A 25,154-nucleotide genomic window follows, 5' to 3' on the forward strand; every position below is an offset into this window, starting at 1 on the left:
CGCTATGCAGCTCGACTCGTACGTCATCTCGCAGGCTCTCCTTGACAGGCTGGCGCGCGGGAGCGGCGGCGCGGAGGCCGCCGAGTATCTGGCTGCGGCGCAATACAGCAAGAACCTGCTGCTCATCAGAGGGGTGGCGGAAGAAGGGCAGGCTGAGGAGGCGTACGACCAGCTCGCGGAGATCGCCCGCCAGGCACCCGAGGCGGTCCGATATCTGGTCAGCTATCCCGCGGTCGGCGCGTGGGCGAAGAAAACACTGCGGGACCTGGGCACCGGACGGGCGGAACCGCCGGCCGTGGCGCAGCTTGGTGCGGTCACGGCAGCGGCGGCATACCGGGCAGGGCTACGGCGGCGAATCACGGTCCCCGCGCCGGGCGGAGTGATCACGCTGCCTTCGCTGGGACAGCTCACCCTGCCAGAAGCAGCAGCGGACGGCGATCGGCTCGTCGACATGGAAACCAGCAGTGAGGAGCTCGCAGGTTGGGCTCCGCTCCAGCGGATCGCCTCCGCCGATGGCGCGATCGAGCTGGTGGTCGACGACCTGGATCCGTACCGCTGGCCGGGCCCCACCGTGATCGAGGGCCGCTTATCACCCGGCGACCTGGTCCGATGGCGGACTCACGTCGTCGCCGCCTGGGCACTGCTGCGCGAGCACCACTGGACGATCGCCGCCGAACTTCGCGCGATGACCCGGGTCCTCACCCCCATCAAGGCAGCACAGAGCGGCCGCGACAGTGCGACGTCGCGCGGCACGTTCGGCACCGTGGCGCTGTCCACCCCGCCCGACCACGTCTGGCTCGCCTCGACCTTCGCCCACGAACTCCAGCACGCCAAGCTCAACGCCGTCCTCGACCTGGTGGATCTGACCCTTCCGGACGAACGGCACTACTACGCACCCTGGCGTGGCGACCCGCGCCCACTGTCCGGACTGCTGCACGGCGCGTACGCGCACCTCGGCCTGGCCGGATTCTGGCGCCGGCAGCGCGAGTTCGAGCGGGACCTGCGTCCACACATCGAGTTCGCCCGCTGGCGATCGGCCGCGCTGGCGGTGACGGGAACCCTGCTCGACAGCGGAAAGCTGACGCCCACCGGTGAGCGCTTCACCGAACGGCTTCGTCGTACGTTGTCCGCCTGGATGGAGGAGCCGGTGCCACCAACAGCGGCGATCGCGGCGGCGCGGGAAGCCGACGAGCATCGGGCGACCTGGGAAACCAGGCACGGCGCGGCAAAAGGCGGCGTCACAGCGACAACGGGTCGAAGTCCCAGTCGATTCGCTCGCCCTTGAGCGCCCGCGCCATGTCAGGCGTAGCGATCCGGGAGAAGCGCTGAACGTTGGTCAGAATCTCTGCCCGCAACGCCTCCGCCTCCGTCTCGGCTCCGCTGTCGCGCAGGTCGATGGCCAGGTTGACGGCGCCGAACGTGGTGAGGAAGTGCTCCTTGCCGAAGCAGCCGCGCAGCCGCGCCAGGCTCCCCTCGCCCAGGTGGCGCGCGGTGTGGCTGTCGCCGAGCGCCGCGTAGTCGGAGGCCAGGTTGACGGCCACCATGAGCGTGTACTCGTGATCGGTGCCGAGGCGGGCGATCAGGCCCTCGTGTGCCTGGATGTTCTCATCCCGCGCCCGTTCGGCGTCGCCGCGCAGCCGGAGCAGGAGCGCGAGGTCGCCCTGGCAGCCGAAGGTGTACGGGTGCCGCGAGCCGTAGATCGCGTGGTACCTGGGCAGGGTGTCCTTGATGAGGGCGAGCGCCTCGTCCAGGTTCCCGGCCTCGCGCAGGCTGTTGGCCAGCGCGATGGCGGTGGCCATGGTGTCGGGATTGTCCCGGCCGAAGAGCCGTTCCAGGCGGGTGAACGTGTCCTTGGCCAGCTCCAGCGAGGCGGTGATGTCACCGGCGCCGCGCTTGGCGATGGACAGGTCCTTGGCCGTCTTGAGCACGGTGGGATGCTCGGCGGTCAGCTCCCTGAGCCCGTACGCGTACACCTCTTCGCCCAGGTCACACGCCTCCTCGTAGGCGCCGCAGAGCCGCAGCACCTGCGCCAGGCCGTTCCAGGCGTTCTGCACGTCCCACTTGCCGATCCCCTGGGTGGCGCCGCTCATTTCCAGGTAGGCCAGCTTCTGCAGGTCGCGCGCGGTGATGTAGTCGCTGAGCAGGGCGTGGTCGAGGGCGAGGTTGTTGAGCAGGCGCAGCGTCACCGGGTGGGTCGGGCCGAAGACACGTTCGTAGGCCGCCAGTGACTCCTTGTCCCGCTGTTGCGCGGCGGCGAAGTCGCCCGCGGCGCGCAGGGAGGCGCCGTAGGAATTGGCCACGCCGAGGGTGTCCTCGTGGTCGGGGCCGAGTACGCGCTGCATGATCGTCAGGGTTTCCGCGTTGAGCAGGCGGGACTCGTCGTACTCGCCGAGTTGCCAGAGCACGTTGGCCAGGTGGCGGCGGACGCGGAGCACGTCCGGGCTGTCCGGGCCCGAAGTCGCGGTCCAGGTGTCGCGGAGACGTTCGGCGAGGTTCTTGGCCGAGCGGTAGTCGCCGGCGCGGTAGAGGAAGCGGACGAGCGTGATGCAGAACGTACGGGGATCGGCCTCGGCGCAGTCGACCAGCAGGGACGGCTCGGAGTGGGGCAGCAACTCGCGGAACGCCTGCCACCTGGCGGTGTCGTCAGGATCGACGGGGGCGCCGCCGGCCAGCAGCAGGTGCACCTCGTGCCGGATCTCGCCGCGTTCCTCCTCATCGACCGAGTCGCGCAGCAGGGCCTGGATGAGGCGGTGCACCTGGACGGTGCCGGCGGCGGAGTCGACCTTGAGCAGCGCGAACCGGTTGAGCTCGCCGAAGGCCCGGCTCAGCAGCAGCGGGTCCGACAGGATCGGGCCGATGCGCGCCGCGCCCTGGGTCTTGTTGCCGCGGCGGAACAGGTCGCGGGGGATCGGCTCAGGGCCGAAGAAGGCCAGGCAGCGCAGCACGGTGGCGGCTTCCGGCAGGCGTTCTTCAATCGCCTGCACCGACAGTTGCCAGGCCGCGGTCATCGAGTGCGGGTATTCGGTGGCCTTGCCCAGAGCCAGCAGCCGGCGCGTCTGCTCGCGCAGGGCGTCGATGTACTCCTCGGTGGACAGGCCGGTCGTGAGCTGCAGCGCCGCCGCCTGCTCCAGCGCCAGCGGCAGGTCGCCGAGCGCCTGCGCGAGGTTGTCGGCTTCGGCGTCCGGAATGGGGCGTTCGAGGCGTTTGCGGAGGAAGTGGATGCTCTCCTGCCGCTCGAAGACGTCCACCGCGACGCTCTCGCTGGCCCCGCTCCAGCGCACGTTGCGCGAGGTGATCAGTACGTGTCCAGGCCCGCCGTCCGGCAGGAAGTCCTTGATCGCCTCAGGCTCGTCGGCGTTGTCGAAGATCAACAACCATCTGCTGTACGGCTCGCCGCGCTGCAACGCCCTGCGTACCGAGGTCGCCGCCTCCTCGATGCCCACCGCGCTGGCGGGCGGGCAACTGAGATCCGCGGCCAGCCCCGCGAGGGCGGCGGGCACCAGCGCCGGCTGGTCCGCCGACACCCACCACACCAGGTCGTACGATCCGCGGAAACGCCAGGCGAACTCCGTGACGAGCTGCGTCTTGCCGACTCCGCCCAGGCCGTGTAACGCCTGCGGGGTGGGCGTGTGCGCCACGACGGCGGTGGTGGTCGAGAGGCGCAGGCTCGCTCTCAGCTGGTCGAGCAGGTGATCGCGGCCGGTGAAGTTCCGGTTGCGCGCGGGGATCTTGCCCCAGACATTGGGCATGCGAATCGGCCCGTGCTCGTTGACCTGCTCGCTCACGTGATCCTCCGGCAATGAAGCTCAGTACCGACATCTTATAGATTGATTCCGGCGAAATGCCGACGCAGAATCCCGTAAGGAAGCAAATCGTACGGCGACTAATTACGGCTGTCCGAAAACCGGGAGAATGTATGGACGAAGAGAGCTCGGCCGGGATTATCGACCTCAGCGCCATCGACCTCGACGCGCTCAAGAGCCTGCGATCGCCCGCACTCAGGAGAGCCTACCTGCGGCTGGCCGAAGATCCGGATGACCTCACCGTAGCCGGTTGGAGCTCAGCCATATAATCGTATCGATTGCGAAAATTCTCCATCTGCCATCGGATGGCACGCGAATTCCTGGCAGAATCGCGTCAATGGGGCGAGGCACGTGATGGCTTTCAGCGGCAGGCCGGTCCAGGACGTGGGGCCGTACGTCAGCACGCGTGCCTACACCAGGCAGGACGACGCCCGTTTCTTCGGCCGCGAGGCTGAGGCGGCCGAGGTCGCCGCCCGCTGGCGCGCCGATCCGGTCACGATCGTGCACGGCCGTCGTGGCGTCGGCACCTCCTCGCTGATCGCCGCCGGAGTGTTGCCGCTGCTCGACTCCTACAGCGCCGACGTGTTGCCGATCGGCCGGGTGTCCCGCCGATCGTCGGTGCCCGCCGCGCTCGCCGACGGCGGCCGGAACCCGCTCCTGCTCACCCTGTTGTCCTCGTGGGCGCCGGGCGAGGCGCCGACGAGCCTGTCCGGACTTACGGTCAGCACTTTTCTGCGAAGACGGCCCTTGCGGCTGGACGCCTCGGGCGAGCCGGTGCCGATCATGGTGGTCGTGGACCAGGCCGAGGAACTGTTCACCGGCCACGATCGGCATGGCGAGCAACTGCTTGAGCAGCTCTTCGCCGTACTCGACAACGACCTGCCCGTCCGCTTGCTGATCGTGGTGGATGACGACCATGTGGACGAGGTCGTGCGGCGCGGCCGGGTGACCACGCCGCCGTACCGGCTGGGTCCGCTCGGGCGCGAGCAGGCCATCGCCGTCTGCCGGAAACCGATGGAGGAGCTGGGCCACACCTTCGCTCCCGGAGTGGCCGAGCGACTGGTCGACGACCTGGCCGACGCGACCGGGCAAGTGGAGCCGCTGCTGTTGCAGATCGCCTGCGCGGCGCTGCTGAATCCGCCGCAGCCTGAGCTGATCACCGAGCTCGGCAGTCCCGACGAGGCCATCGCCGTCTACTGCCGGCGGCAACTGGACGAGGTCGCGGCCGACTACTTCCAGGCCGACTCGGATGGGCTCCGCGCCCGGTTGCGGGAGACGTACGACTCGGCGGAGACCGCCGGGCTTCCCGCGCCGGTGCTGAAGGGGCTGGCGGACCGCTATCTGCTCGCGAAGACGCCCGGCCGTTCGAGCTGGCGGATCTGGCATCAACGATTAGCCGCTCCGCTGCTCCAGGGCGGCGAGCCGACCGGCGTACGCGTCCCGTCCGGCGCGGACGCGCGGTTGCGTCGCGCCGAGTCCGCGCTGGCGGACGGCGAGTTCGAGGTGGCCGCCCGCCACGCACACCTGGCGTTAGGCGAGGCGCGGCACGACGGCCGGCTGAGCGCCGCGATCGAATCCCTGCTCGGCGACGTGTCCTACCTGAACGACGACCTCGACGAGGCGCTGACCCACTACCGCAAGGCCGCTCAGTTGTACGTGGCCGAGCCGGGTGCGGAGGTGCTCGCGGCGACCACGCTCACCGCCGTGGGCCGGATCCTGCTCAGCCAGGGCAGAACGAGCGCCGCCGTCAGCGAGCTGCGGGCGGCCGCGCGGCGCAGTCCGTCCGATTCCGCCATCCAGACCGACCTGGCCTGGGCCCTCTGGTACGGCGGCCACGAGAGCGGCGCCGTGGACATCCTGGACGGCGCGCTGATGCTGACCGGCAACGCGCCCGAAGCCCTGCGTGCCCGGGGCGAAATCCTCTCCGACCTGCAACGGCCCGACCGCGCGCTGCGTGATCTGGAACGCGTCCGCCCCCTCCAGCAGACCTCGACCCGGGCCGCCTACGCGCTGGCGCTGGCGCTGAGCGGCGATGTGCGGATGGCGGTGCTGGCCATCCCGCCCATGGAGGCAGTGCAGGACGGCTCGACGTTGCTGCGCGCCGCTCGCGTGATGGAGGCCGCCGGCGACCACGACGAGGCGGCGCGGCTGGCCCGCCGGGCACGGCAGAGCACGACCAGCCCGCTGCTTCCCCCGCGACTGGCCGCCGAGGCCGACCGGCTGAGCATGGCCGAGACCCCCACCCGCTGACGACCGCACTGCGCCGGCGCGCGGAAAACCGGAATAATCAGGGGATGCCGATCGCGCGGTTAGTCGTCGTGGTGGTCATGGCCATGGGCATGGGGTTCGGTGCTCCCCAGTTCCTGGACAATGCCGCGCTGTCCATCTCGCTGGAGACGTTCCCGCGTGTGCCCGTCAAGGTCACGGTCCTGAACCCGGGCGCGGCCGTGACGGCCCGCGTGCAGGTCGCCGGGCCCGCCGCGAGCGCGGTGAGCGTCCAGGGTGGCGAGATCGTGCGGCTGCCGGCGGGCGGGACGGCGACCGTCACCCTGGTGCCCGGCCCGCGACTGCGGGAGACGACCGGCCAGTTGGTCATTTATGCCGACACCGGAGTAGCACGGCGGGAGTTGCGCGTGGTGCCACGTCATCTGCTCCTGCGCCTGTGGCCCTTCATCGCGGGCGGGCTGGTCCTGCTGGCGCTGGTCGCCTGGGTGGTGTGGCGCCGCCGGCGCCGGTCTCGCGGCGAGGCGGTCGGTCCGGTTCAGGGGGAGGAGTCCCAGCGGGCCGGATTCACGCACAGCGACGAGCCCGCGACCGCTGACAGCCTGGGGCGGCGGGAGTACGCGGAGGCGCTGGCGCTGCTGGCCGACTCGGCCACCCCGCCCATGGTCATCGGGGTCTTCGGCGAGTGGGGGATCGGCAAGACCTCCCTGCTGAAGCAGGTCAGACAGGTGATCGACACGCAGTACGACGACTGCGCCCACGTCTGGTTCGACCCCTGGCGGCACCAGTACGACGACAACCCGGTGCTCCCCATGCTGCACACCATCGTCGCGGATCTCGGGCTGGCCACGAAACAGCAGGTGGCGCGTACCCTGCGGACCATCTCCGAGGTGCTCGGGTCGCTGGTGCTCTCCTCGACGGTCCGGGTGAACCTGGCGGACGTGCGCAGCAGCCTCAACGCCTACGACGAGCGACATTTCCATCTTCGTACGGAAAGGGTGCGGCTGGACGAGCACCTCACCCACCTCATCGCGCAGGCCCTGGCGGCGACGGGCAAGAAGCGGCTCGTGGTGTTCATCGACGACCTCGACCGCTGCACCGGCGACCAGGTGACCGGGCTGCTGGAGGCGCTCAAGCTGCACTTCAACCGCGACAACTGCGTCTTCTTCCTGGCCGTCGCCAAGGAGCCGTTGTTCGCTGCGGTACGGGAGAAGTACAAGGACCTGGAGGTCGACGACTATCTAGACAAGATCGTTCAGTTCCCGTTCGAGATGCCGAGGTTGTCGGCCGCCGCCTTCGACGACTATCTGGTGAGCCTGCTGCCGGAGGAGATCGAGCCCACGCGCGACCTGCTCAGCATCGCGCTGGCGCGCAACCCCCGGGCGATCAAACGTTTCCTCAACGTGCTGATCCTGCAGGACCGCATCGCCAAGGCCCGGGGCCTGGCCTCTTATGACGTCTCCATCCTGGCCGCGATCCTGCTGATCAGAGAGGGAGACAGTACGTTCTACGCCGAGCTGGCCCAGAACCCGACCCTGCTGCAGCGGATCGAGGAGGATCTCGGCACGGCCGAGGAGGGGCAGCAGCTCACCTGGAGCCCGCTGCCGCTGCGGCTCGTCTCCCGCTTCCTGGAGTCACGGCGGGCCGTGCCCGTGGACGTGAGCGGATACATCGACCTGGTGCGATCCACCCCCCTCGCGGAGCACGGCGAAGAGGAGTCCAGAATGGTGCCCGCCGTGGAGCCGCCGCTGGTCGCCGCCGCCAGAGGCGAGCTGGAGGAAGGTCTCGCGGTGCTCGCCGAGCGGGTGGACCGGCAGGTCAGGCTGCTGCTCCCGGACCGGGGCGCCGTGCTGGCACCGGATCTCGAAGTGGACGGCCGGGCGATCACGCTGGACGACCTCCTCACCCGCTGGAACGCGGGCATGGTCCTGGTCGGAGCGCCCGGCACCGGCAAGACCGTGCTCGCGGCCCGGATCGTGCTGCGTCTGCTGGAGCGGATGGCGGACAGCGGCTCCGTTCCGGTCTTCGTTAGCCTGGGGTCGCTGGAGCTCAGCCGTCGCGGGTTCGACTTGTGGATGACGCACGCGCTGGTCCAGCAGTACCGCACGCCGATCGCCGAAGCCGTCGCCATGGTCAACCGGCAGCGGCTGGTGTACGTGCTCGACGGCTTGGACGAGGTGCCCGACGCGGCGGACCGCGACAAGATCGCCCAGGAGGTGCTGCGCTGGCACGAGCTGACCGGGGCCAGGATCGCCGTGACCGATCGCAGCCTTTCCCCGCGCGATCCGCTGGCCGCTCATTCCGCCTTCCTCCAGGTGCGGGTGAAGGGGGTCACGGAGGCGGAGGCGGCGCGCCTGCTGGCCTCGTGGAAGGGGACACGGGTGGACCTCGCGGACCTCGCGGGCGCGCCGGCGCTGCTGGCCAACCTGACGGAGTCGTCGTGGCTGAGCCAGGTGCCGGCGGAGAGCGGCGACCTGGTCGAGCTCTACGCGGAACGCGCACTGGCGTCGCTCGATGACGGGCTCATGCTGCGGAAGATCCTGCACGACCTCGCGCAGCACCTGCTCTCTCGCGGGCAGACGACCTTCGACAACGAGAGCCGGGAGATCCGGGCCCTCTTCCGGCAGGGCGACAAGGTCGGTCAGCAGGTACGGCAGGCGCTGGAGGACCTGACCCGGGTCGGGCTGCTCCGCCAGTTCGCACCGCACCAATATCACTTCGTGCACCACCGTCTGCTCAGCTATTTCGCCGACGGTCACTGATCAGGGGGCGGCGGCCTGCTCCCGGTGGCACGGATGGTCCTCATGCCGGCGCGGGTCGGACAGCACGTCAGGCGTGCCCCCTTGGCGGAAGCGCAGAACGGGAAGCCGCAACCCCAGCCGGTTACCCGTCGCGGAGTCGAACATGACGCGCCCGCTCGCCCCGGACACCGCCGTGTTCGGCTGGGCGAACAGGCGCAGAATCCCCGCCACGTCGCCAGGGGTGACGGGATCCTTCCCCGAGGGGCCGGCGGCCCGCCGCACCGCCTGCGCGGCGGCGAGCACCGCGTCGTGCGCCATGATCCCCCAGCCGGTGCCGAGATGCTCCTTGTCGAACCCCAGCCCCCGGTACGTCTCCAGCAGCCGCTGGTACGACTGGTTCGCCGCGCAGTCGAGCAGCGACGGCTCGGCCAAGGGCACGTAGATGAGCTGGATCGCGTCGAAGGTGCCCGCCGGGAGCTGTTCGGCGCTCAGCCGTACCGTGTCGGAGCCGGTGACTATCGTGACCGGTCGCAGGCATTCACCGGTCTCGCTCAGCGACCTGACGAAGGCCCCGAGATCGCTCCCTCGTCCGGCATAGAAGATCAGGTCGGGCTTGCGGGCGCAGAGATTGCTCATGATGATCTGCCACTGATTGCCCGGTGGGTCGCTGAACGGGTAAGCGATGTTGCCACCGGCGTCCCACAGTTTCCGTACGTGCTGCTTGAATCCCGCTGCCAGCGAGTCGGCGTAGAAGTCGCCGGGTTTGGCGGAGTGGATGAGGGTCGCGGTGCGCCACTGCTTCGCGTCGCCGACGTACTTGGCCAGCAGCGTGAGCTGCTCGCTCACCCGCGGATTCACCCGGACGAAACCGCGTACCTTCGTGTTGTCGATGGCGTCGGAGGAGATGGCGTCGCCGACCATGCCCAGGTTCTTCGTGGCCAGCAGCTTCAGCGACTCCAGGGTCGAGCTGGTGCTGCGCCCCAGCCCGGCCACCGCGACCAGCCGGTCGGCCGAGTCGACCATGGCGAGCAGGTCTTCGGTCGTCTCCCGCCAGTTGCCCTCCTGGCTGTCCGTGTTGGCCAGCACCAGTTTGATCAGCGGCGTCTCGCCCGCGACCTGGCCGTGGTTGGCCCGGAGCTGGGCCGCCACGGCGCCTTCGAGCTGGTGCACCACCCGTGGCTCCTGGCCGGTCAGCGGGCCGAGGAAGGCGATGGTCACGTAGCTGCCGGGGCCGCCTTTCGTGGCGAACGCGTTCTCCGTGGCCATCGCCCGTACGATCGCGTCGAAGCGCTGCTCGAAGGGGTAGCCGCCGCTGACGCCGACGCATTCCTGCGCACCGTCGATCACGGACACGCGCCGTACGTCATAGGGATCGCAGTAGAAACGGTGCCGAAGGGTCAGACCGGCCGGAATCGCGACGGCCGCCAGCACCGTGACGGCGCCGACGACGGCGATCAGCCACCTGGTCAACCGGCCGAGAGTCTGCCACCAGTGGCGCAACCGCCGTGTCATGATCCGTCTCCCGCTGGAATGGTCAGATCGGGGGCCTGGTCCCAGTCGCGCAGTCGTTCCGGCCAGGTCCGGTGCGCGTCGTTGAAGATGCTCTGCGCACGGCCCTTCCGGTTGAGCGCCAGGAAGAGGAGCTGCAGCTCGACGCGGCGAATGCGCTCCTCGTCCGGCTCCGCCAGCGGCGCCGACTGCCGCCACAGCTCCCTTACGAGCACCTCGATGGCGTGATGCACGTCCTCGCCGGTCGCCGGGCAGCCGAGGCACGGCTCATCGGGCTCGGACCGGCCGGTCACTTCCGCCGGCGGGTGTGGGGCGGCGCAGATGAGGTTGACCGCCTGGAGCCAGGAGCCGGCGTCCATCTGGTCGAAGAGCCGGTGCAGGGCCCGGACGACGGTCGCGAGCCGGCCGAGGGCGAGTGTGTGGTGCAGACATTCGACCTTGTTCGGCGACGTGTCGAATCCCGCCGGGGCGTAGAAGGAGCGCAGTTCGTCGTGTACGGCGGTCCAGGTCGCCTCGTCGGTGCGCAGCTTGTGGATGAGCAGGGTGCGCAGGGCCCGGTGCCGGACGAAGGGACCTTCCAGGCCGGGCCAGCACGGTTGCGACCAGAAGTTGTCACGCAGGTATTCCTTCGCCTCCTGCAGGGGGAGTCCGCCGGGGTCTTCGCGGGGGAAGCGGCTGCTGAGATGCTCGGCGGCGAGCTCGTCCAGGGCGGGCGCGTACAGGGTCAGGCGGCGCAGGGCGCGGCTGTCCGGCAGCAGGTGTTCGAGCAGGCGGGTGCCCGTGGTGGGCGAGCGGTCGCCCTCGACGCGGACGTCGAGCAGTTCGTCCGGCTTGAGTCCGTTGCGTGGGGCTGAGGCGTGCGCGGCTGAGGCGTGCGTGGCCGCGCGGACGAGTGCGTCGGCGATTCGGGCGTTGCCGCCGCTGATCCGCTGGATCAGCTTGGCCGGGCCGTCGTCGCGCTTGGCCTCCCGCAACATGGCCTGAATGTCATCGAACGTCAGCGCCTCGAGGTTGAGCCGGAAGGACCAGCTCGCGGGTGCCGGGTTCGGTGGTTCCCGCCACGTCAACGGGGGCGCTGCCGAGCCGATGTCAGGATGGCCGCCGGCGGCTCGGAGCGAGGCGGCGAGCACGACGATCCGCGCCGGCCGGTCCTGTTGGGCGGCGGCGTTCTGCGCGTGCAGCAACAGGTCGAGGAAGGTCTTACCCAGCGCGGTGTGCGCGTTGTCGAGCAGCATCAGGGGGCGCGGTGCCCGGTTCTGGTCGCGCCACCAACCGTAATAGGCGGCGGTGTCCTCCAGCAGCGCCGCCGCGAGATGTGCTTCGGCCCCGGCACGGTGGCTGCCACGGGCACGGAAGTTCATCGCCAGCGAGCACAACTGGTCCAGCCCGTCGCCGCCGGATCGTACGGCCCGTCCCAGCCACCAGTCGAGGGCGTCCCGGCGGGCACCACGCGCGAACAACGCCTCCCCGACGATCTCGACGAGCGCTTTGACCACGGCGTCCAGCGGGGCCGGGACGCCGACGCCGCCGACGACGGCGCCGGCCACCTTCGCCACCAGTTTCCCGGCGAACTCCGGCTCCTTCTTACGCAGGCGGACAGCCTCCTGCACCCGGGCCTTGGCCGCCGCGAGCTCGGCCGGGGAGGTCGTCTGCCAGGCGGTGACGGCCAGCAGTCCGTGCATCAGCCGGGGGAATTCCATCGGCTTGCTGAAGCCGTTGACCTTCACCCCGAGCTCGTGCCCCAGGAGATAGAGCAGGTCTGTGACGGGGGACGCGTTCGGCACGCGTTCCAGCGTGTAGGAGCCGAGCCCGGGTGTGCCGAAGTCGGGCTCGTTCAGGTCCGCGTAGACCAGCGGCAGGCGCTGGCCGTAGTGGGCGCTCAGGTGCTTGAGGACCGCGGTCTTGCCGGCGCCGCGTTCTCCGGCGATCTCGATGTACGGTGCGCGGCGGAAGTAAATGAACGGAGTGCGTCTGCCGTCGAACCGGACACCGACCAATCCCGGCACCAACTCGTCGATAAGGCCGTCGCGCCCATGGATGGTCTCCATGCACCCCCGTCCACCGCTGCAATAACCGCCGCCCCACAGTAGTGCAGAAGGTCAGGTTTTCGCGATGAAATATATAGCGGCAGGTCAATGGACTTCTGGGCGTTGCGCCAAGCTGTGATCGACAAATAACGACCACAATAAGGTACTATTTCCGGAATGCCCGGCGGGCGAGGCAATGGTCAGGGTCTACCGAAAGTGATCGAGCCGTGGATATCGCCGGCCTGGATCACCGGCCCGCTTATGTGGGCGTCGCCACTGATGGTGTTGCTCACGTCGTGCTTGTGGTGAATGAGGTGGATGGCGTCTGTTGTCCATTTGGTCAGCGCCAGTTCGAACACAGTGTCTGCCCTCGCGTGGCCCATCAGAACCTGTGTGATCCCCTCCGGGGACTGTGTATCAGGGTGTGCCAAAGCTGCGGCAGCTGGGGCGTCGTCGCCGAAACGGCGGCGTACAAGGGTGGTCAACGACGCCCAGGCATGCTTGCCATCTTCTCCGGCGGTGCCTCCGAGTATGGCGGAGACGACCGCTGTCAGCGTGGGGATTACGCTCGGGTCCATCGCGCCTCTTTCGATGCGGGGGGTTTCCTCCAGAGTAGAGCTTCGTGAGCGGAGGTTTCCGCCGCCCTGAGCAGGACTGTCGCCGACGGTGGATGCCGATCGAGCCGCCGGAGATGTTGACGCATGGCGTCTGGCAGCGGGGTCCTGCGAATGCCGGTTTGCTATTATGGTGGCAGTGGAATGCAGGCTGCCTGCCGTACATATATGCCAATCGATTGCCGTGCACTTTGAGATCCGGCATCGTTGCACATGTATCTCATCCCAAGCCGCTTGAGCCGGTACGGCGGGGTGCTGGTGTTCAGGCAGGGATTGGTGTCGAAACGACGTGATGGCAAACCGGAAGCTGTCCGAATTCTTGCATAATGAAGTGGCGGGAGTGATTCACGGTTCACTGGTGCAGGCGCGCGACGTATTTGGCGGCGTACATTTCCATGAGCCGGTGTCACTGCCCGCGCCGAGCCAGCTACCGCCACGGCCGCGTCTGGTGGATCGCGAAGCCGCCATCGCCCAGCTCAACGCGCTGCGGGAAGAGACGGCAGATGTCCCGCTCACCGTGCTGATAACGGGACCCGTGGGTGTGGGAAAGTCCGCGCTGTCCCTGGCCTGGGCGTACATGATTCGCTCGCACTTCCCGGATGGGCAACTGTATGCGGATCTACGCGGGCACTCCGGCTCCGGCCCGGCGTCCCCTCAGGAAGTGCTGGGCGACTTTCTCAGCTCCCTGGGCGTCCCAACTGATCTCATACCCGGGGAGCTGGCACAGCGTGCGGCGTTGTATCGCACGGTGACTCGTGATCAGCACATCCTCGTCCTCCTCGATGATGCGATGACCGCCGCTCAGGTCCGGCCGCTGCTGCCCGCCTCATCGGCGAGCATCACCGTGGTGACCAGCAGATACCGGTTGGCGGGCCTGCTGATGCAGGGGATGCGTGGCGTGTACGTCGACAGGTTCGACGCCGAGGCGAGTCTTGCCCTTCTTCGCGACGCACTGGGGAGCGACCGGCTGGAGCATCAGCACAAGGAGGCCGCCGAACTGGTCGAGCTGTGCATGCGCCTGCCGCTCGCCTTGAGCGTTGCGGCGGCCCGTCTGGCGGCGCGTCCGAGTTGGCCCCTTCGCGAAATGGTCGCCACGCTGGCGGAGGAGCAGAGGACTCTGGCGGCGTTGACGATCGGAGGTGATGTGGCACTGCGCTCGGCGCTGGACCTTTCGTATCGCGCGCTCAGCCTCGACGCCGCACGACTGTACCGACTGCTGAGCCTGGTCCCTGGAGACCGGATCGGCGGCGATGCGGCGGCCGCGCTGGCCGGCATCTCCCGGATGGAGTCGAGGCGGCTGCTGGGTGAGCTGACCGACGCGAACCTGTTGACCGACATAGCCGACGGGCGCTATCGCTTCCATCACGCACTGGTCCGGCTGCACGCCTGCCAACTGGTCGAAGCCGAGGACCAGCGCGAGGCCCGGGACCTTGCCGTCGGTCGCTTGCTGGCCTGGTATCTAGCCACTGCCGCGTGTGCGGAACGCCGGCTGCGGCCGCACCGTACCCGGCTGCCCCGAGACGCCGAACCACCTCCCGCCGAGGTAACGGACTTCGGCGGCCCGGACGACGCGCTTGAGTGGCTGGAGTCCGAACGTACGAACCTGAGCGCCGCCGTCGCCCTGGCACACCGGAGCGGACGGGAGGTGACCGCCTGGCAGCTCGCCGACAGCATGTGGGCTCTCTTCCTCTTCATGGGGCATCACGTAGAGCGTCTGGAAGTGGAGGAGACGGGATTGGCCGCCGCTCGCTCCTGCGGCGACCTGTACGCCGAGGGCAAGATGCTGAACCGTCTTGGGCTCAGTCTCAATGCGCTCGGGCGCCACGATGAAGCCGTCGCACGATTCGAGGACGCGCTGGGAATCTGGCAGCGGCTTGGTGAGCGGGAGAGGGAGATCGGTTCGCTGCGCAGGCTCGGATTGGCCGCCGCTGGGCGTGGTGACCTCGATGCGGGCATCGCCCGGCTCACGGATGCGAGTGCCGCCTACCACGAGTTGGGCGCCGACCGGAAGACGGCTCTTGCCTTGATCGACCTCGCCGGGCTGCTCTTGGCGCAAGATCGTGGTCTGGACGCTGCGGTTCACTTGGAGCGGGCTCGTCATCTGCTGGACGGTGTGGACGATTCTTATAACAGGGCTCGAGTGGGCATCTTCCTCGGTCACGTGCATGCCGGTGCGGGGGCTCACGACAAGGCGGATCGGGAGTTGCGCGCCGCGCTGGAGGCAATGGCTGAGCTGGGATCTTCGGTGGGCAGAGCTGCGGCACTGGAAGGGCTGGGGCATCTGGCTGAACGCACCGGCCGGTGGGGCGAGGCGAGACGGATGTACGAAGAGGCATTGGAAATGATAGGCCAGACCGGATCTATCGGATATCTCCGTATTGAGGCCCGCCTTGAGGCATTTGACCGTTATGTTTGAATTTGGCATGGAAGAGCAAAAAGGTCACCGTTCGTGAACGGTGACCTTTTTGGCGAACGATGGAGTGACTGTCTAGTCATCCCATCATTATAAACCACATGAAAATGGGCATATCTTGCCCTTCGGGTTGTTGTTGGCATGGAATAACCCCCGAAGGAAGTATCCGACTTATCTGGTAAGCCGGACTTCCGTGGAGCAATTATGCACCAGCGGTCCGAGCGATGTCGAGGCGTTCTCGTAAGGATTCTGCCTCCGGCGCGCCCAGGCGCTCGAAGATCGTTAGTGCGCGACGCCACGGTCGTTCCGCAACTTTCCACCCATTCATGCACAAAAGGGCTTCGCCCAGCCCTAGAAGTGAGCTGGCCTCAAGAAATGGGTCGCCGAGTTCGCGCGCAAGAGCCAACGCCTGCTCGTAGGTCCCACGGGCCAGGGGGAACTGGCCGCTGTGCCGCTGGCTGTCGCCGATCCTCTGGAGCGCGCGCGACGATTCGTACGGGTCGCCTATATCCCGCGCAATAGAAAGCGCCTTCTGAAAATGAATCAAGGCCTCGGCGTTGAGATCCATGCCCAGATACGACGACCCGATGTTGCTGAGCGTGTCGGCTTCATGCCGGCGGTCTCCGGTCTCGCGGTATATCGTCAGCGCTTGGCGATAGAAGTGCAGTGCCTCGTCGCGGCGCCCTTCGCGTTCAAGACAATTGGCGATGTTATTGAGCGCGACAGCCTCATTCTGACGCCAGCTCGCCTCCCGCAGTATGGCGAGCGCCTCCCTGAAGAGCCCGAGCGCGTCCCGATAATCGCCGTGGTTGAAATGCAGCTCGCCGAGGTTGTTCAAGACCATTGCCTTCGTGGCGACGTCGCCGGTCTCGTCTACGATCTCGAGTGACTCCTCGAAGACCGCCATCGCCTCCCCTGTGCGTCCCAGATACGACAGCGCGACCCCCGAATGCAGCAACGCGTTGCCCTCGCCATGCCGGTCCGCGATCGCACGGAACAACGCCAGCGCCTTCTCCGCGTACCCCAGCGCCTCCCGATTGCGTCCGGAGAGCCATGAAACGCGGGCGAGATGGTCCAGCGTGTCCGCCTCCCCACGCAGGTCGTCCAGCGCTCGGAAGATGGTGAGGCCATTGCCGGCGTGCTCGAAGGCCGCGGCGTAGTCGCCCATGCGGCTTCGTACCAGGCTGAGCTCGAGTTCTACGTGCGCCTCTCCCTCCCGATCGCCGATGTCCTGGCAAGCTCGGCGGGCTAGTTCGTGCACGCGGGCGGCGTCCTCCCAGTGCGCGGATCGTTCCAGGTGCGTCGCAAGGGCCTGCGAAAGCTGAAGCGCATGCGTGGGATATCCGTGCTCGGCGGCGTAATGCACGCCCATCAGCACGTTGGCTCGTTCGGCACGCAGCCACTCGCCGGCGGAACGTGGATCGTCGACCAGCAGCAAGTCAGGCGGGTAGGAGACATTCGCATCCGCGCGGCGCCGATGCGGATAGAGCATACGGTCGGCTCGGTCAGCGGTGTACAGGTAGAAGTCGAGCAGCCGATGGACGGCTCGTGGTGGCTCCTCTGGCGGCTCCTCCTCGGCGGCGCGTTCCTGAGCGTACGCCCGCAGGAGATCGTGAAAGCGGATCCGGCCGGAATCCGGTTCCTCTACAAGATGCCGGTCGATCAACTCTTCCAGGGCGTGTTCTGCCTCGGTCAGATCGCAATCGATCAGCGCGCCGGCCGCGCCGACGGTGAGGTCGGCACCGACATGCAGCCCAAGGCGTCGGAATGCCTTCTGACGTTCTGGCGACAGTTCTCGGTACGACAGATCGAAGGCCGTGAGGAGGTCGGCGTCTCCCGCGTACATTTCGGCCAACTGGCCCTTGGATCGCGACAGCCTTGTCACCAGGTCTCCGACACCTCGTGCGGGCCGATGCCGAAGCTTGTTCGCCATGATCGTGACCGCGAGCGGGAGATGGCCGCAAAGGCGGACGAGCTGATTGACGTCGCCGGCGTCAAGCCGCCGATCCTGGCCCACGATCCGGCGGAAGAGCAGCGCCGCCTCAGGCGGCATGAGCGCGTCCAGCGACAGCGGACGTGCCCCCTCCAGTCCGGTGAGTCGCCGCCGGCTCGTGATCAGCACGATGCAGCCGGGCCTCCCGGGGAGGAACGGTCTGACCTGGTCGGCGCTGGCCGCGTCGTCGAGCACGATCAACATACGGCGATTGGCGAGCCGTGCGCGCCACAGTGCGGCACGCGGCTCCAGCGCCTCTGGTATCCGCTGCGGATCCTCGCCCAGAAGGCGTAACAGAAGTTCGAGGCCCTGAGCGGGATCGATCGGCGGTTGGTGGGGGTCGTGGGAGCGCAGATGCAAATACCACCGCCCGTCCGGATAACGGTCCGCCAGCTCATGAGCGATGTGGACGGCGAGCGCAGTCTTGCCGACACCGGCCATACCGTCTATGGCTTTGATCATCACTGTTGAAGGGGAATGCTCCAGCTCCTCGTACAGATGGCTCAACTCCGCCTCTCGCCCGGTGAAGTCAGGAATGTCACGCGGCAGATTTTCGGCGAGCGGGCCGGCGGAGACACGGTGCCGTGGGGGAAGCGTTGCCAGCTCGGAATCACCCCGCAGTATGCGCTCATATGTTCGGCGCAGAGACGGCCCGGGCTCGGCCCCGAGGTCTTCGACGAGGCGATGACTTGCCCGGTGGTAAGCCTCCAGCGCCTCGCCCTGACGTCCGCAACGATAAAGGGCGACCATTAAATGCTCGACGAACGACTCGTCATAGGAATATTGGTGCACGAGGCCGTACAGCTCTCCGACCAGCTCCGCGTGACACCCCATGTCGAGCTCCATGGCGAGCCGCATGCCGATTGCCGCGCGGTGCTCGCTCTCCAGGCTCGTCCGCAGCTTCGCCACCCACTCCCCGGACAAGCCGGAGAGCGGATCGCCGCGCCACAGTTTCTCCGCTTCACGGAGAAGCAGCAGGGCGTCTTCTGAGTCTCCACTGTCGGAGATTGCCCGTGCCTGGGCGTTCAGCCGGCGAAAACGATGCAGGTCAACCGTTTGAGGATCGATTTCCAGCACGTAAGCGCCGGAACGAGAGCTCAGCCGTGCCGCGGTGTCGCCGAGCCGCCGGCTCAAACGACCGCGCAGGCGTGCGATATAGCTGTGGACGCTCTCGCGCGCCTTTGAGGGCGGTGCTTCGTCCCACACTCGATTGATCAAGGTTTCGATGGACACAGGTTGCCCTGGAGTCAGAAGCAGGACGGTCAGCACGTGCCGTTCCTTGGCCGAGCCGAGCTCGCAGGACTCTCCGTCAGCCCATAACTCCACGGAGCCGAGTATTCGGAACTCCATGAATGTCCTTCCGATGATCGAAGGGACCCCCGTCCACAGTTTCTCGCAGACACGCTTAACGGTCCATATGGGATCCGATGTCTGACTTTAGAGCCTCACGGTTGTTGCAAGGTTTTGTCCAGGAATCTGAGGGATTCTCAGATTGAGCCGTTGAACGGGAATTACGGCCAGACGAATACGGCGATGCGTAACCGCGCCGCGGATGGCAGGGGGCGAAGATCTGATGTCGTGTTCAGACGGGTATCGCGTGCCGGTGGGGCCGGATGCGCCGCGCTGGGTGACGCGTCGTAGCCGGCGGACCGTGCTGGTGGTCGTCCATACGGTCACGTCTGGCCAGCGTCTGCTGGACGTTGTCGGCCTTCTCGCTGCCGACTTACGGGTCCAGGTCGTCTTCACGATAGGTCCCGATGTGTTCAGCAACGGTGTAGCCGAGTTCCTCAGGCGCATCGGCGGCGTGATACTGCCGTGGCACCTGGCCGTTCGCGAGCAGTTCGACCTTGCCGTCTGCGCTGCGTACGGAGGGATCGAGAACGTCCACGCACCTCTCGTCGTCATCCCGCACGGAGCCGGCTACAACAAACTCGTCAGCCGCCGGCTGGGCGGCGGAGCAGCCGCGGTACGCGGCGTGTACGGGCTCAGCGCCCAGGAACTGATCCGAGACGGCACGGTGGTTCCGTCGGCCATCGTGCTCACGCACCACGCGGAGCGTCGGCGGTTGGCGCGCAGTTGCCCAGAGGCTGTTCCGGTCACCGAAGTCGTCGGCGACGCTTCCCATGATCGGCTGGTCCTCAGCTCGAGTGAGCGCGGCACCTATCGACGGGCCCTCCGGGTTCCGGCTGAGCAGGAGCTCGTGGTGGTGACCTCCACCTGGGGACCGAATTCGCTCTTCGGCCGACACGCGGATCTGCTCCGGCGGATGCTGAGGGAGCTTCCCGGCGACCGGTACCGCATCGCCGCCCTTCTGCACCCGAACATCTGGTTCGGCCACGGTGTCTGGCAGATCCGCACGTGGCTGGCCGACTGTCTGAGGGATGAGCTCGCGTTGATCCCGCCCGAGGCGGATTGGCGCGGCGCCCTCGTCGCCGCCGATCACGTGGTGGGCGACCATGGCTCGGCCGCGGTGTACGGCACGGTCTGTGGCGCCTCGGTCCTCCTGGTGGGCGATGCGGGAGACAACGTGGACCCGGAGTCGGCCGGGGGGCTTCTGGCTTCGGCAGCACCTCGATTACGGCTCGATCGACCCCTTCCGGCCCAGTTACGTTGGGCCGCCGCTCGCCACCATCCAGGGCGGCACGCTCCGGTCGTGGCCCGGCTCACCTCAGCCCCAGGTCGCTTCGACCGGAACATGCGGCGTCTGATGTACCGGCTGATGCGGCTTCCGCAGCCGCTCATGGCTCCACAATCAGCTCCGGTCCCCGCGCCTTACCTGGTCGGTTCTCCCGGCCAGGTGGCCTTCGAGGAGACAAGATGAGCAGCACGGTGGTCGTGGCCGGTGTGACCAGCCTGTACATGGCCATGCCCGTGGCCGATTTCCCGTTGCCGTACTCGTCGCAGAGCTTTCCCGAGTGGATGAGGGCGGAGGTGTCGGGAGCCGCTTGTCACATCGCCAGCACCCTGCACACCCTTGGCGACGAGGCTCGCCTCTGCACTTTCGTGGGGACGGACTTGGCAGGTGAGGCGATCAATACGTCCTTGCGTGCTCGAGGGTTGTGGGGTCCAGGGGTGGCTGCGGCGCCGGCGTCCTCTCTGGGCGTTGTGCTGGTGGCTTCGAATGGACGACGCTCCGGCCACCCATACGTCGCCGCCGTCAACACCGTCGAGTATCCCGTCGAGGTCTTCCGCCGCCTTCTCCATGGTGCGGAGCTGGCTGTGCTCACCAACGCCGCGTTCGTGCGGCCCCTCCTGGGACACACACGTGAGCGGGGTGTGCCGATCGCGGTCGACGTGCATCTGATCGCGGACGTGGACGACGCGTACAACCGGCCCTGGCTGGAGGCCGCGGACATCATCTTCTGCAGCCACGAACGGCTGCCCTGTCCTCCGAAGCAGTGGCTGGCGCAGATCTTTCGCAGTTATCCCGGATGCGCGGTCGCCGCCGTTGGCCTGGGTGGGCGAGGATGTGTCATGGGGCTTGCCGACGGGGCCCTGGTCGAGGTCGCGGCCGTCGCACCGCGCGGAGTCGTGAGCACCGCAGGAGCAGGAGACGCGCTCTTCGCGTCGTTCGTCCACAGTTGGCTCGCAACCTGGAACCCCGTGGCGGCGCTTGAGGATGCGGTGCTTCACGCCGGCTGGAAAGTGGGTGACACCTTCCCCGGCGCGACCTCGCTGACGGCCGCTGAGCTGGCTCGGCTACGAGAAAGCCACCCTGTCACTACGTTGCTCGACCGCTGGGACACCGTCGGATGACGGCCCGCCGACAGAGCTACGCCCGGTCTGTCGCGCGGCGTCCCGGGGTTCAGGTCTCTTCGCCGAATAGCTCCTGGAACCGGTCCATGACCCGCTGAGCCTCGGCCTCGCTGATCTCGACCAAGTCCTCGCTGGACTCGCCGTGCCGCCACTCCCAGATCACATCGCTGTCGTGCCACCGCAGGTCTCGCTGAAAGGTCTCATCCACGATGCCGCCACCCGGGAGGCGGCGGCGTCGCGCCAAGCCGCTGGGGTTCTCCCGTGTGCTGCGGGAGAGCAGCAGAGCGTAGTAGGTGATCTGTTCTTTCAATGAGATCATCCCCCCGTCTCTATTCTGGGTATGGCGGCTACTCCTGGAGGTACTGGGACGGACCCGAAGATCTGCTTCTCGTACGTCTCCAGCTTCTCCTGGTCCTTGGCCTCCAGGTTCTGCCTGTACTCGTATACCTCGTGGGTCACTTCCTTGGCCCACAGACTCGACGGCGTATGGATCTGTACTTCGAACAGCTGGCCGCCTGGTCCACGCCACCGAGTGTTGACGCCCTTGTAGCCTGATGGATCACTCCATGACGGAATCTGCTTGACGAGCACGAATCCCTGCCTCTCCAGTGCTGCCTTGGCATCGGTGACGCCCTTGGCGTAACGATCGTCGCTGAAGGTCAAGGTGTAGCGAATCCCATCGTGCATGTCGTCCCGAATGATGCCCGCAACGGCTTCCGTCGGGTTCTCTTTGCTGCGCTTCGCCAGTTTCTCCTTGTAACGGTCCGGGCTCTTGAGGACATACTCCGGGAAGCCGGACATGTCTGCGCCGAGTTCTCGTGATACCGCCTGAACGCCCGGCGATATGCGACGTTCGGCGGCTTGTGCCTGTTCAAGGGCCTGGTCTGCCAGCCGGTTGGCGTCCGGCTGCAGGCTGGCTCCCTTCCACTCCCATGTTCCGTCCGGCGTGATACGTGCGGGCGCGACCCGCGGTCCGGCCTTCGCCTTGGCTGCTTTGACAAGGGCCGCGATCTTGTCGACAGCCCTCGCGACTCTGCTCGCGCCGGATGCCGCGCTGCCGCCGCCCGCGGTCGCGGCGGCCATCAAGAGGTCAGGGGTGAGGCGGCCGAAGGCGCGGTCGGGGTTGGTGGACCAGGTTTCCCAGTCGGTGATGGCCTTGAGGAGTTCGACAGGATGGTGGAACCCGTAGTCGAGTCCTTGGACGGTGTCCTGGATCTGGCGGTGCCAGCCGTCGGGGTCCACGGCCCTGCGTGCCTCGGAGTATCCCCAGATCGTTTCCGCGAGTCCGGCCGTGCCCTCCCACGCGCCCTTGGCGACTTCCGCGCCCGGGTTGCCGGAGTTCTGGTCCAGGTCGAAGGTGGCCTGCACCTGCTGGCCGAGCCGGTCCCAGAAGTCGCCCACCATGGGGACCGGCTTGCCAGGGGCGAACAGGTCCGAGTTGAGGAACACCGGGACGTTGGCTTGCACCTTCGGGTCGTGTGCCACCAGGCGTTCCAGCAGGACCACGCGGCGGTGGATGTCCGGGACCTGCTGGCCCGTCCAGCCGGCGATGCGCCGGATGGTGTCCGCGTGCGTGGGGGCGAGGCCGGCGTCGCGTAGCAGGGCCCAGAGTTCGTTGCCGGCGGAGTCGAGTGCGGTCTCCGTCCTGCGTAGCTCGTCCTCCAGCGCTCTGACCCCGTCGGGCACCATGCCGTCGATGGCCACCGGGTCACTCCGGGGTGCGGGCGAGGAGGGCGCGTAAGTCGTCGGCCGCCGACGTACAGGCGGTGAGTAAGAACTGTCTCTGTGCGGCGAGTTCGGCGCCGAAGCGGTCCGCTGCCGGTCCCGTCCAGATGTGCTGGCTCATCAGGCCTACTGAGCGGTCCAGGCCGAATCTCGCCTGGCCCGTCAGCTCCTCCGCGCGTCGCAGCGCCTGCGCCAGTTGCTCCCGGGTCATGGGCGAGAGCTCTTGCGGGCTTGGAGCATGGCTGGTCTCCGGATGGGTTGGATGTTCCGGAGTACGCAGGCGCCGTCGGCCCGGGTTCAGGCCGGACCGATGTCATAACGAGACGGTCAGGCTCGACCCGGCGGAAGGGCTACAGGCAGGAGATGGCGGTGTTGCCGCGCTGCCAGCCGCAGGCGTCGATCTTCTTGAGGTCGCTGGCGCGGTAGAGGCCGGCGGTGTCGCCGTCGTTGTTCCAGACGTACCACTTGCGGCCCCAGTACAGGACGGTCGTGGTGTCGGTGCCCTGGCCTGAGCGGACGGTCACCGACTTGCCGGGCTTGAGGGTGAACGCGTGGAACGTGTATTTATAGCCGGTGTCGTCGCGCAGGATCCAGTTTTCGAGTTGGACGGCCTGCTTCGTGGTGTTGCGCAACACCGCGTACTCGCCGTTGAGTGACGTGTTGCCGCCTCGGTCCGACCCGGGGGAGTCGTAGAAGACCTTCACGAACTGCACGGCCGGGGTCGCGGCGTGGGCGGGGGTGGCGGCGAGCGGGAGGACGGCGGCTGCGGTGATGGCCGACGCGAGCAGGCGCTTGAGCAAGGCGGGCTCCGGATTGATGAGGGATGTGGCGCCAATGTGACGATTGGTGCGGTCCAACGGTTGTCGCGGAGGAGTGTCCGCATCCGGCCAGAGAGTCACCTGGATAACGGGACGCTCAATCGGACCCGCGGAACCGGACAATCCGCTAGACATCTGGTCATGACGAAGAACGACCCACATGCGTCCGAATCGAATGGCTTGAACAGGCGGCGGTTCCTGTTGGCGGGAGCCGCCACGCTGCCCGCGCTCGCCTGGGGCACGTCGCGGCCGGCGTACGCCGCGTCCGTCCAGACGGCCGGCGTGGCCCCGGCCGCGCTCGTCGGCTTCGACAACGTGCTGAAGACGTACATCGTGGAGCGCAAGATCTCCTGCGCGCAGCTCGCCATCACCAAGAACGGCAAGCTCGTCCTGGCCAGGGCCTATCGCTACAGCGACAACCCGGCCGTGCCGACCTTCACGCCCACCTCGTTGTTCCGGATCGCGAGCCTGAGCAAGCACATCACCGCCGTGGCCATCATGCGGTTGGTGCAGGAGGGCAAGCTCGGACTGGGGACGTCCGTCGCCAAGCTGCTCGGCCTGTCCACCGCGGCCGACCCCCGGCTGGCTACCGTGACCGTGTTGCGGCTGCTGCAGCACACGGGCGGGTGGGATCGCGACATCTCAGTCGACTACCTCTACGCGGACCACACCATCGCCAAGTCCCTCGGCGTCTCCCTGCCGATCACGCGCGACCAGATCGTCGAGTACGCCTGCTCCCGCCCGCTCGACTTCGCCCCCGGCAGCAGGTACGCCTACAGCAACTACGGTTACATGTTGCTCGGCCTGATCATCGAGAAGGTGTCCGGCCTGGCCTACGAGGCGTACGTCAAGCAGAAGGTCCTCGCGCCCGTCGGCATCTCCCGCCTGCGGCTCGGCCGTACCCTCAAGTCCCAGGCCGCGCCCGGCGAGATCGTCTACGAGTCGGTCCAGACGGGCAAGACCGTCACGGACGCGTCCGGCACGGTGGTGCCGGCGCCGTACGGGGGCTTCAGCATGGAGAACCGCGGCGCCAACGGCGGCTGGCTGGCCTCGGCGGTTGATCTGGTGCGCTTCGAGCGCATTCTGGACGCGCCCGGCGCGGTGCTGAACGCGGCCTCCATCGCCAAGATGGTGGCCAAGCCGGAGATCGGCATCACGGCGGACGGCTCGTGGTACGGGGCCGGCCTGTGGGTCCGTCAGGTGACGGGCCACCTCAACACCTGGCACAGCGGCGGCCTGCCGGGAACCTACACCTACACCGCCCGGCTGCAGAACGGCTTCACCTACGCCGCCCTGTTCAACCGGACCGAGGAGAGCGGGTCGCTGGACTTCGACGTGCTCAGCCCGCGCATCAACGCCGAGATCGGCAAGGTCACCACCTGGCCGACGACGGACCTGTTCCCGCGTTACGCCTGATCCGGCCGCGGCGACGGTGGTGGCGGCCTCCTCCGCCACCGTCGCGACGTGGCTTGTCATGACCGCGTCATCATGACGGCTTGGCTAGTTGTCAGGACATGTGAGCAAAAGCGTGT

The 25,154-nt window shown here is 67.6% G+C and carries 17 protein-coding genes; 8 read left to right on the forward strand and 9 right to left on the reverse strand.

Annotation, left to right across the window (positions count from 1 at the left end):
* Positions 1-4 precede the first annotated feature (4 nt).
* The gene (locus ACWD0F_RS26575; protein WP_449879864.1) at positions 5-1,285 is read left to right on the forward strand and encodes an HEXXH motif domain-containing protein; all 1,281 of its coding nucleotides are present in this window, start codon (positions 5-7) and stop codon (positions 1,283-1,285) included.
* Here ACWD0F_RS26575 and fxsT read toward each other — a convergent pair.
* Positions 1,239-3,785, reverse strand: a complete 2,547-nt coding sequence (gene fxsT / locus ACWD0F_RS26580) for an FxSxx-COOH system tetratricopeptide repeat protein (protein ID WP_449879866.1) — start codon at positions 3,783-3,785, stop codon at positions 1,239-1,241. The two genes, ACWD0F_RS26575 and fxsT, sit on opposite strands and share 47 nt — an antisense overlap.
* Before the next feature lie 131 nt (positions 3,786-3,916).
* On the opposite strand from fxsT, the gene ACWD0F_RS26585 reads away from it, so the two are divergent.
* From ACWD0F_RS26585 to ACWD0F_RS26595, 3 genes are all read left to right on the forward strand, one after another.
* Positions 3,917-4,072, forward strand: coding sequence for a hypothetical protein (locus tag ACWD0F_RS26585; RefSeq protein WP_449879868.1), 156 nt, complete (start codon positions 3,917-3,919; stop codon positions 4,070-4,072).
* An 85-nt stretch (positions 4,073-4,157) separates the two neighbouring features.
* A complete protein-coding gene (locus ACWD0F_RS26590) occupies positions 4,158-6,053 on the forward strand; it encodes an nSTAND1 domain-containing NTPase (protein ID WP_449879986.1) in 1,896 nt (631 codons plus the stop codon).
* 44 nt (positions 6,054-6,097) lie between these two features.
* The gene (locus ACWD0F_RS26595) at positions 6,098-8,788 is read left to right on the forward strand and encodes a P-loop NTPase fold protein (RefSeq protein WP_449879870.1); all 2,691 of its coding nucleotides are present in this window, start codon (positions 6,098-6,100) and stop codon (positions 8,786-8,788) included.
* On the opposite strand, the gene ACWD0F_RS26600 is transcribed toward ACWD0F_RS26595, so the two are convergent.
* From ACWD0F_RS26600 to ACWD0F_RS26610, 3 genes are all read right to left on the reverse strand, one after another.
* On the reverse strand, positions 8,789-10,279 hold the full coding sequence (locus tag ACWD0F_RS26600; protein WP_449879872.1) for an ABC transporter substrate-binding protein: 1,491 nt from the start codon (positions 10,277-10,279) through the stop codon (positions 8,789-8,791). It lies immediately after the preceding gene.
* Positions 10,276-12,324: a hypothetical protein gene (locus ACWD0F_RS26605; protein WP_449879874.1), complete on the reverse strand. Its 2,049-nt coding sequence runs from the start codon at positions 12,322-12,324 to the stop codon at positions 10,276-10,278. The genes ACWD0F_RS26600 and ACWD0F_RS26605 overlap by 4 nt, the downstream gene beginning before the upstream one ends.
* Before the next feature lie 179 nt (positions 12,325-12,503).
* Positions 12,504-12,881: a hypothetical protein gene (locus ACWD0F_RS26610; protein ID WP_449879876.1), complete on the reverse strand. Its 378-nt coding sequence runs from the start codon at positions 12,879-12,881 to the stop codon at positions 12,504-12,506.
* A gap of 328 nt (positions 12,882-13,209) precedes the next feature.
* Here ACWD0F_RS26610 and ACWD0F_RS26615 point away from each other — a divergent pair, with 328 nt between their 5' ends.
* Positions 13,210-15,333, forward strand: coding sequence for a tetratricopeptide repeat protein (locus ACWD0F_RS26615; protein ID WP_449879878.1), 2,124 nt, complete (start codon positions 13,210-13,212; stop codon positions 15,331-15,333).
* A 199-nt stretch (positions 15,334-15,532) separates the two neighbouring features.
* Here the strand turns inward: ACWD0F_RS26615 and ACWD0F_RS26620 are convergent, their stop codons facing one another.
* Complete coding sequence (locus tag ACWD0F_RS26620) at positions 15,533-18,673, reverse strand: tetratricopeptide repeat protein (protein WP_449879880.1); 3,141 nt, start codon at positions 18,671-18,673, stop codon at positions 15,533-15,535.
* Between the two features lie 301 nt (positions 18,674-18,974).
* Here ACWD0F_RS26620 and ACWD0F_RS26625 point away from each other — a divergent pair, with 301 nt between their 5' ends.
* Complete coding sequence (locus ACWD0F_RS26625) at positions 18,975-20,144, forward strand: hypothetical protein (RefSeq protein ID WP_449879882.1); 1,170 nt, start codon at positions 18,975-18,977, stop codon at positions 20,142-20,144.
* Complete coding sequence (locus ACWD0F_RS26630) at positions 20,141-21,079, forward strand: carbohydrate kinase family protein (protein WP_449879884.1); 939 nt, start codon at positions 20,141-20,143, stop codon at positions 21,077-21,079. Before ACWD0F_RS26625 ends, ACWD0F_RS26630 begins: the two co-directional genes overlap by 4 nt.
* A 49-nt stretch (positions 21,080-21,128) precedes the next feature.
* Here ACWD0F_RS26630 and ACWD0F_RS26635 read toward each other — a convergent pair whose 3' ends face one another.
* The 4 genes from ACWD0F_RS26635 to ACWD0F_RS26650 form a co-directional block, all read right to left on the reverse strand.
* Positions 21,129-21,398, reverse strand: coding sequence for a hypothetical protein (locus ACWD0F_RS26635; protein WP_449879885.1), 270 nt, complete (start codon positions 21,396-21,398; stop codon positions 21,129-21,131).
* Positions 21,395-22,783 (reverse strand): hypothetical protein, encoded by a 1,389-nt coding sequence (locus tag ACWD0F_RS26640; RefSeq protein ID WP_449879887.1) that lies wholly within the window; start codon positions 22,781-22,783, stop codon positions 21,395-21,397. Before ACWD0F_RS26640 ends, ACWD0F_RS26635 begins: the two co-directional genes overlap by 4 nt.
* A 4-nt stretch (positions 22,784-22,787) precedes the next feature.
* Positions 22,788-23,015: a hypothetical protein gene (locus ACWD0F_RS26645; RefSeq protein ID WP_449879889.1), complete on the reverse strand. Its 228-nt coding sequence runs from the start codon at positions 23,013-23,015 to the stop codon at positions 22,788-22,790.
* 139 nt (positions 23,016-23,154) lie between these two features.
* Complete coding sequence (locus ACWD0F_RS26650; RefSeq protein WP_449879891.1) at positions 23,155-23,604, reverse strand: lamin tail domain-containing protein; 450 nt, start codon at positions 23,602-23,604, stop codon at positions 23,155-23,157.
* Positions 23,605-23,802: 198 nt separating this feature from the next.
* On the opposite strand from ACWD0F_RS26650, the gene ACWD0F_RS26655 reads away from it, so the two are divergent.
* Positions 23,803-25,038: a serine hydrolase domain-containing protein gene (locus tag ACWD0F_RS26655; protein WP_449879893.1), complete on the forward strand. Its 1,236-nt coding sequence runs from the start codon at positions 23,803-23,805 to the stop codon at positions 25,036-25,038.
* The last annotated feature ends 116 nt before the right edge of the window (positions 25,039-25,154 follow it).

This window comes from Nonomuraea sp. NPDC002799 (assembly GCF_053592075.1).

What these genes read in the sequence shown, in the direction of transcription:
- ACWD0F_RS26575 (WP_449879864.1), top strand. Translation starts at nt 5, where the DNA reads ATGCAGCTCGACTCGTACGTCATCTCGCAGGCTCTCCTTGACAGGCTG.
- ACWD0F_RS26585 (WP_449879868.1), top strand. Translation starts at nt 3,917, where the DNA reads ATGGACGAAGAGAGCTCGGCCGGGATTATCGACCTCAGCGCCATCGAC.
- ACWD0F_RS26590 (WP_449879986.1), top strand. Translation starts at nt 4,158, where the DNA reads ATGGCTTTCAGCGGCAGGCCGGTCCAGGACGTGGGGCCGTACGTCAGC.
- ACWD0F_RS26595 (WP_449879870.1), top strand. Translation starts at nt 6,098, where the DNA reads ATGCCGATCGCGCGGTTAGTCGTCGTGGTGGTCATGGCCATGGGCATG.
- ACWD0F_RS26600 (WP_449879872.1), bottom strand. Translation starts at nt 10,279, where the DNA reads ATGACACGGCGGTTGCGCCACTGGTGGCAGACTCTCGGCCGGTTGACC.
- ACWD0F_RS26605 (WP_449879874.1), bottom strand. Translation starts at nt 12,324, where the DNA reads ATGGAGACCATCCATGGGCGCGACGGCCTTATCGACGAGTTGGTGCCG.
- ACWD0F_RS26610 (WP_449879876.1), bottom strand. Translation starts at nt 12,881, where the DNA reads ATGGACCCGAGCGTAATCCCCACGCTGACAGCGGTCGTCTCCGCCATA.
- ACWD0F_RS26615 (WP_449879878.1), top strand. Translation starts at nt 13,210, where the DNA reads ATGGCAAACCGGAAGCTGTCCGAATTCTTGCATAATGAAGTGGCGGGA.
- ACWD0F_RS26620 (WP_449879880.1), bottom strand. Translation starts at nt 18,673, where the DNA reads ATGGAGTTCCGAATACTCGGCTCCGTGGAGTTATGGGCTGACGGAGAG.
- ACWD0F_RS26630 (WP_449879884.1), top strand. Translation starts at nt 20,141, where the DNA reads ATGAGCAGCACGGTGGTCGTGGCCGGTGTGACCAGCCTGTACATGGCC.
- ACWD0F_RS26635 (WP_449879885.1), bottom strand. Translation starts at nt 21,398, where the DNA reads ATGATCTCATTGAAAGAACAGATCACCTACTACGCTCTGCTGCTCTCC.
- ACWD0F_RS26645 (WP_449879889.1), bottom strand. Translation starts at nt 23,015, where the DNA reads ATGACCCGGGAGCAACTGGCGCAGGCGCTGCGACGCGCGGAGGAGCTG.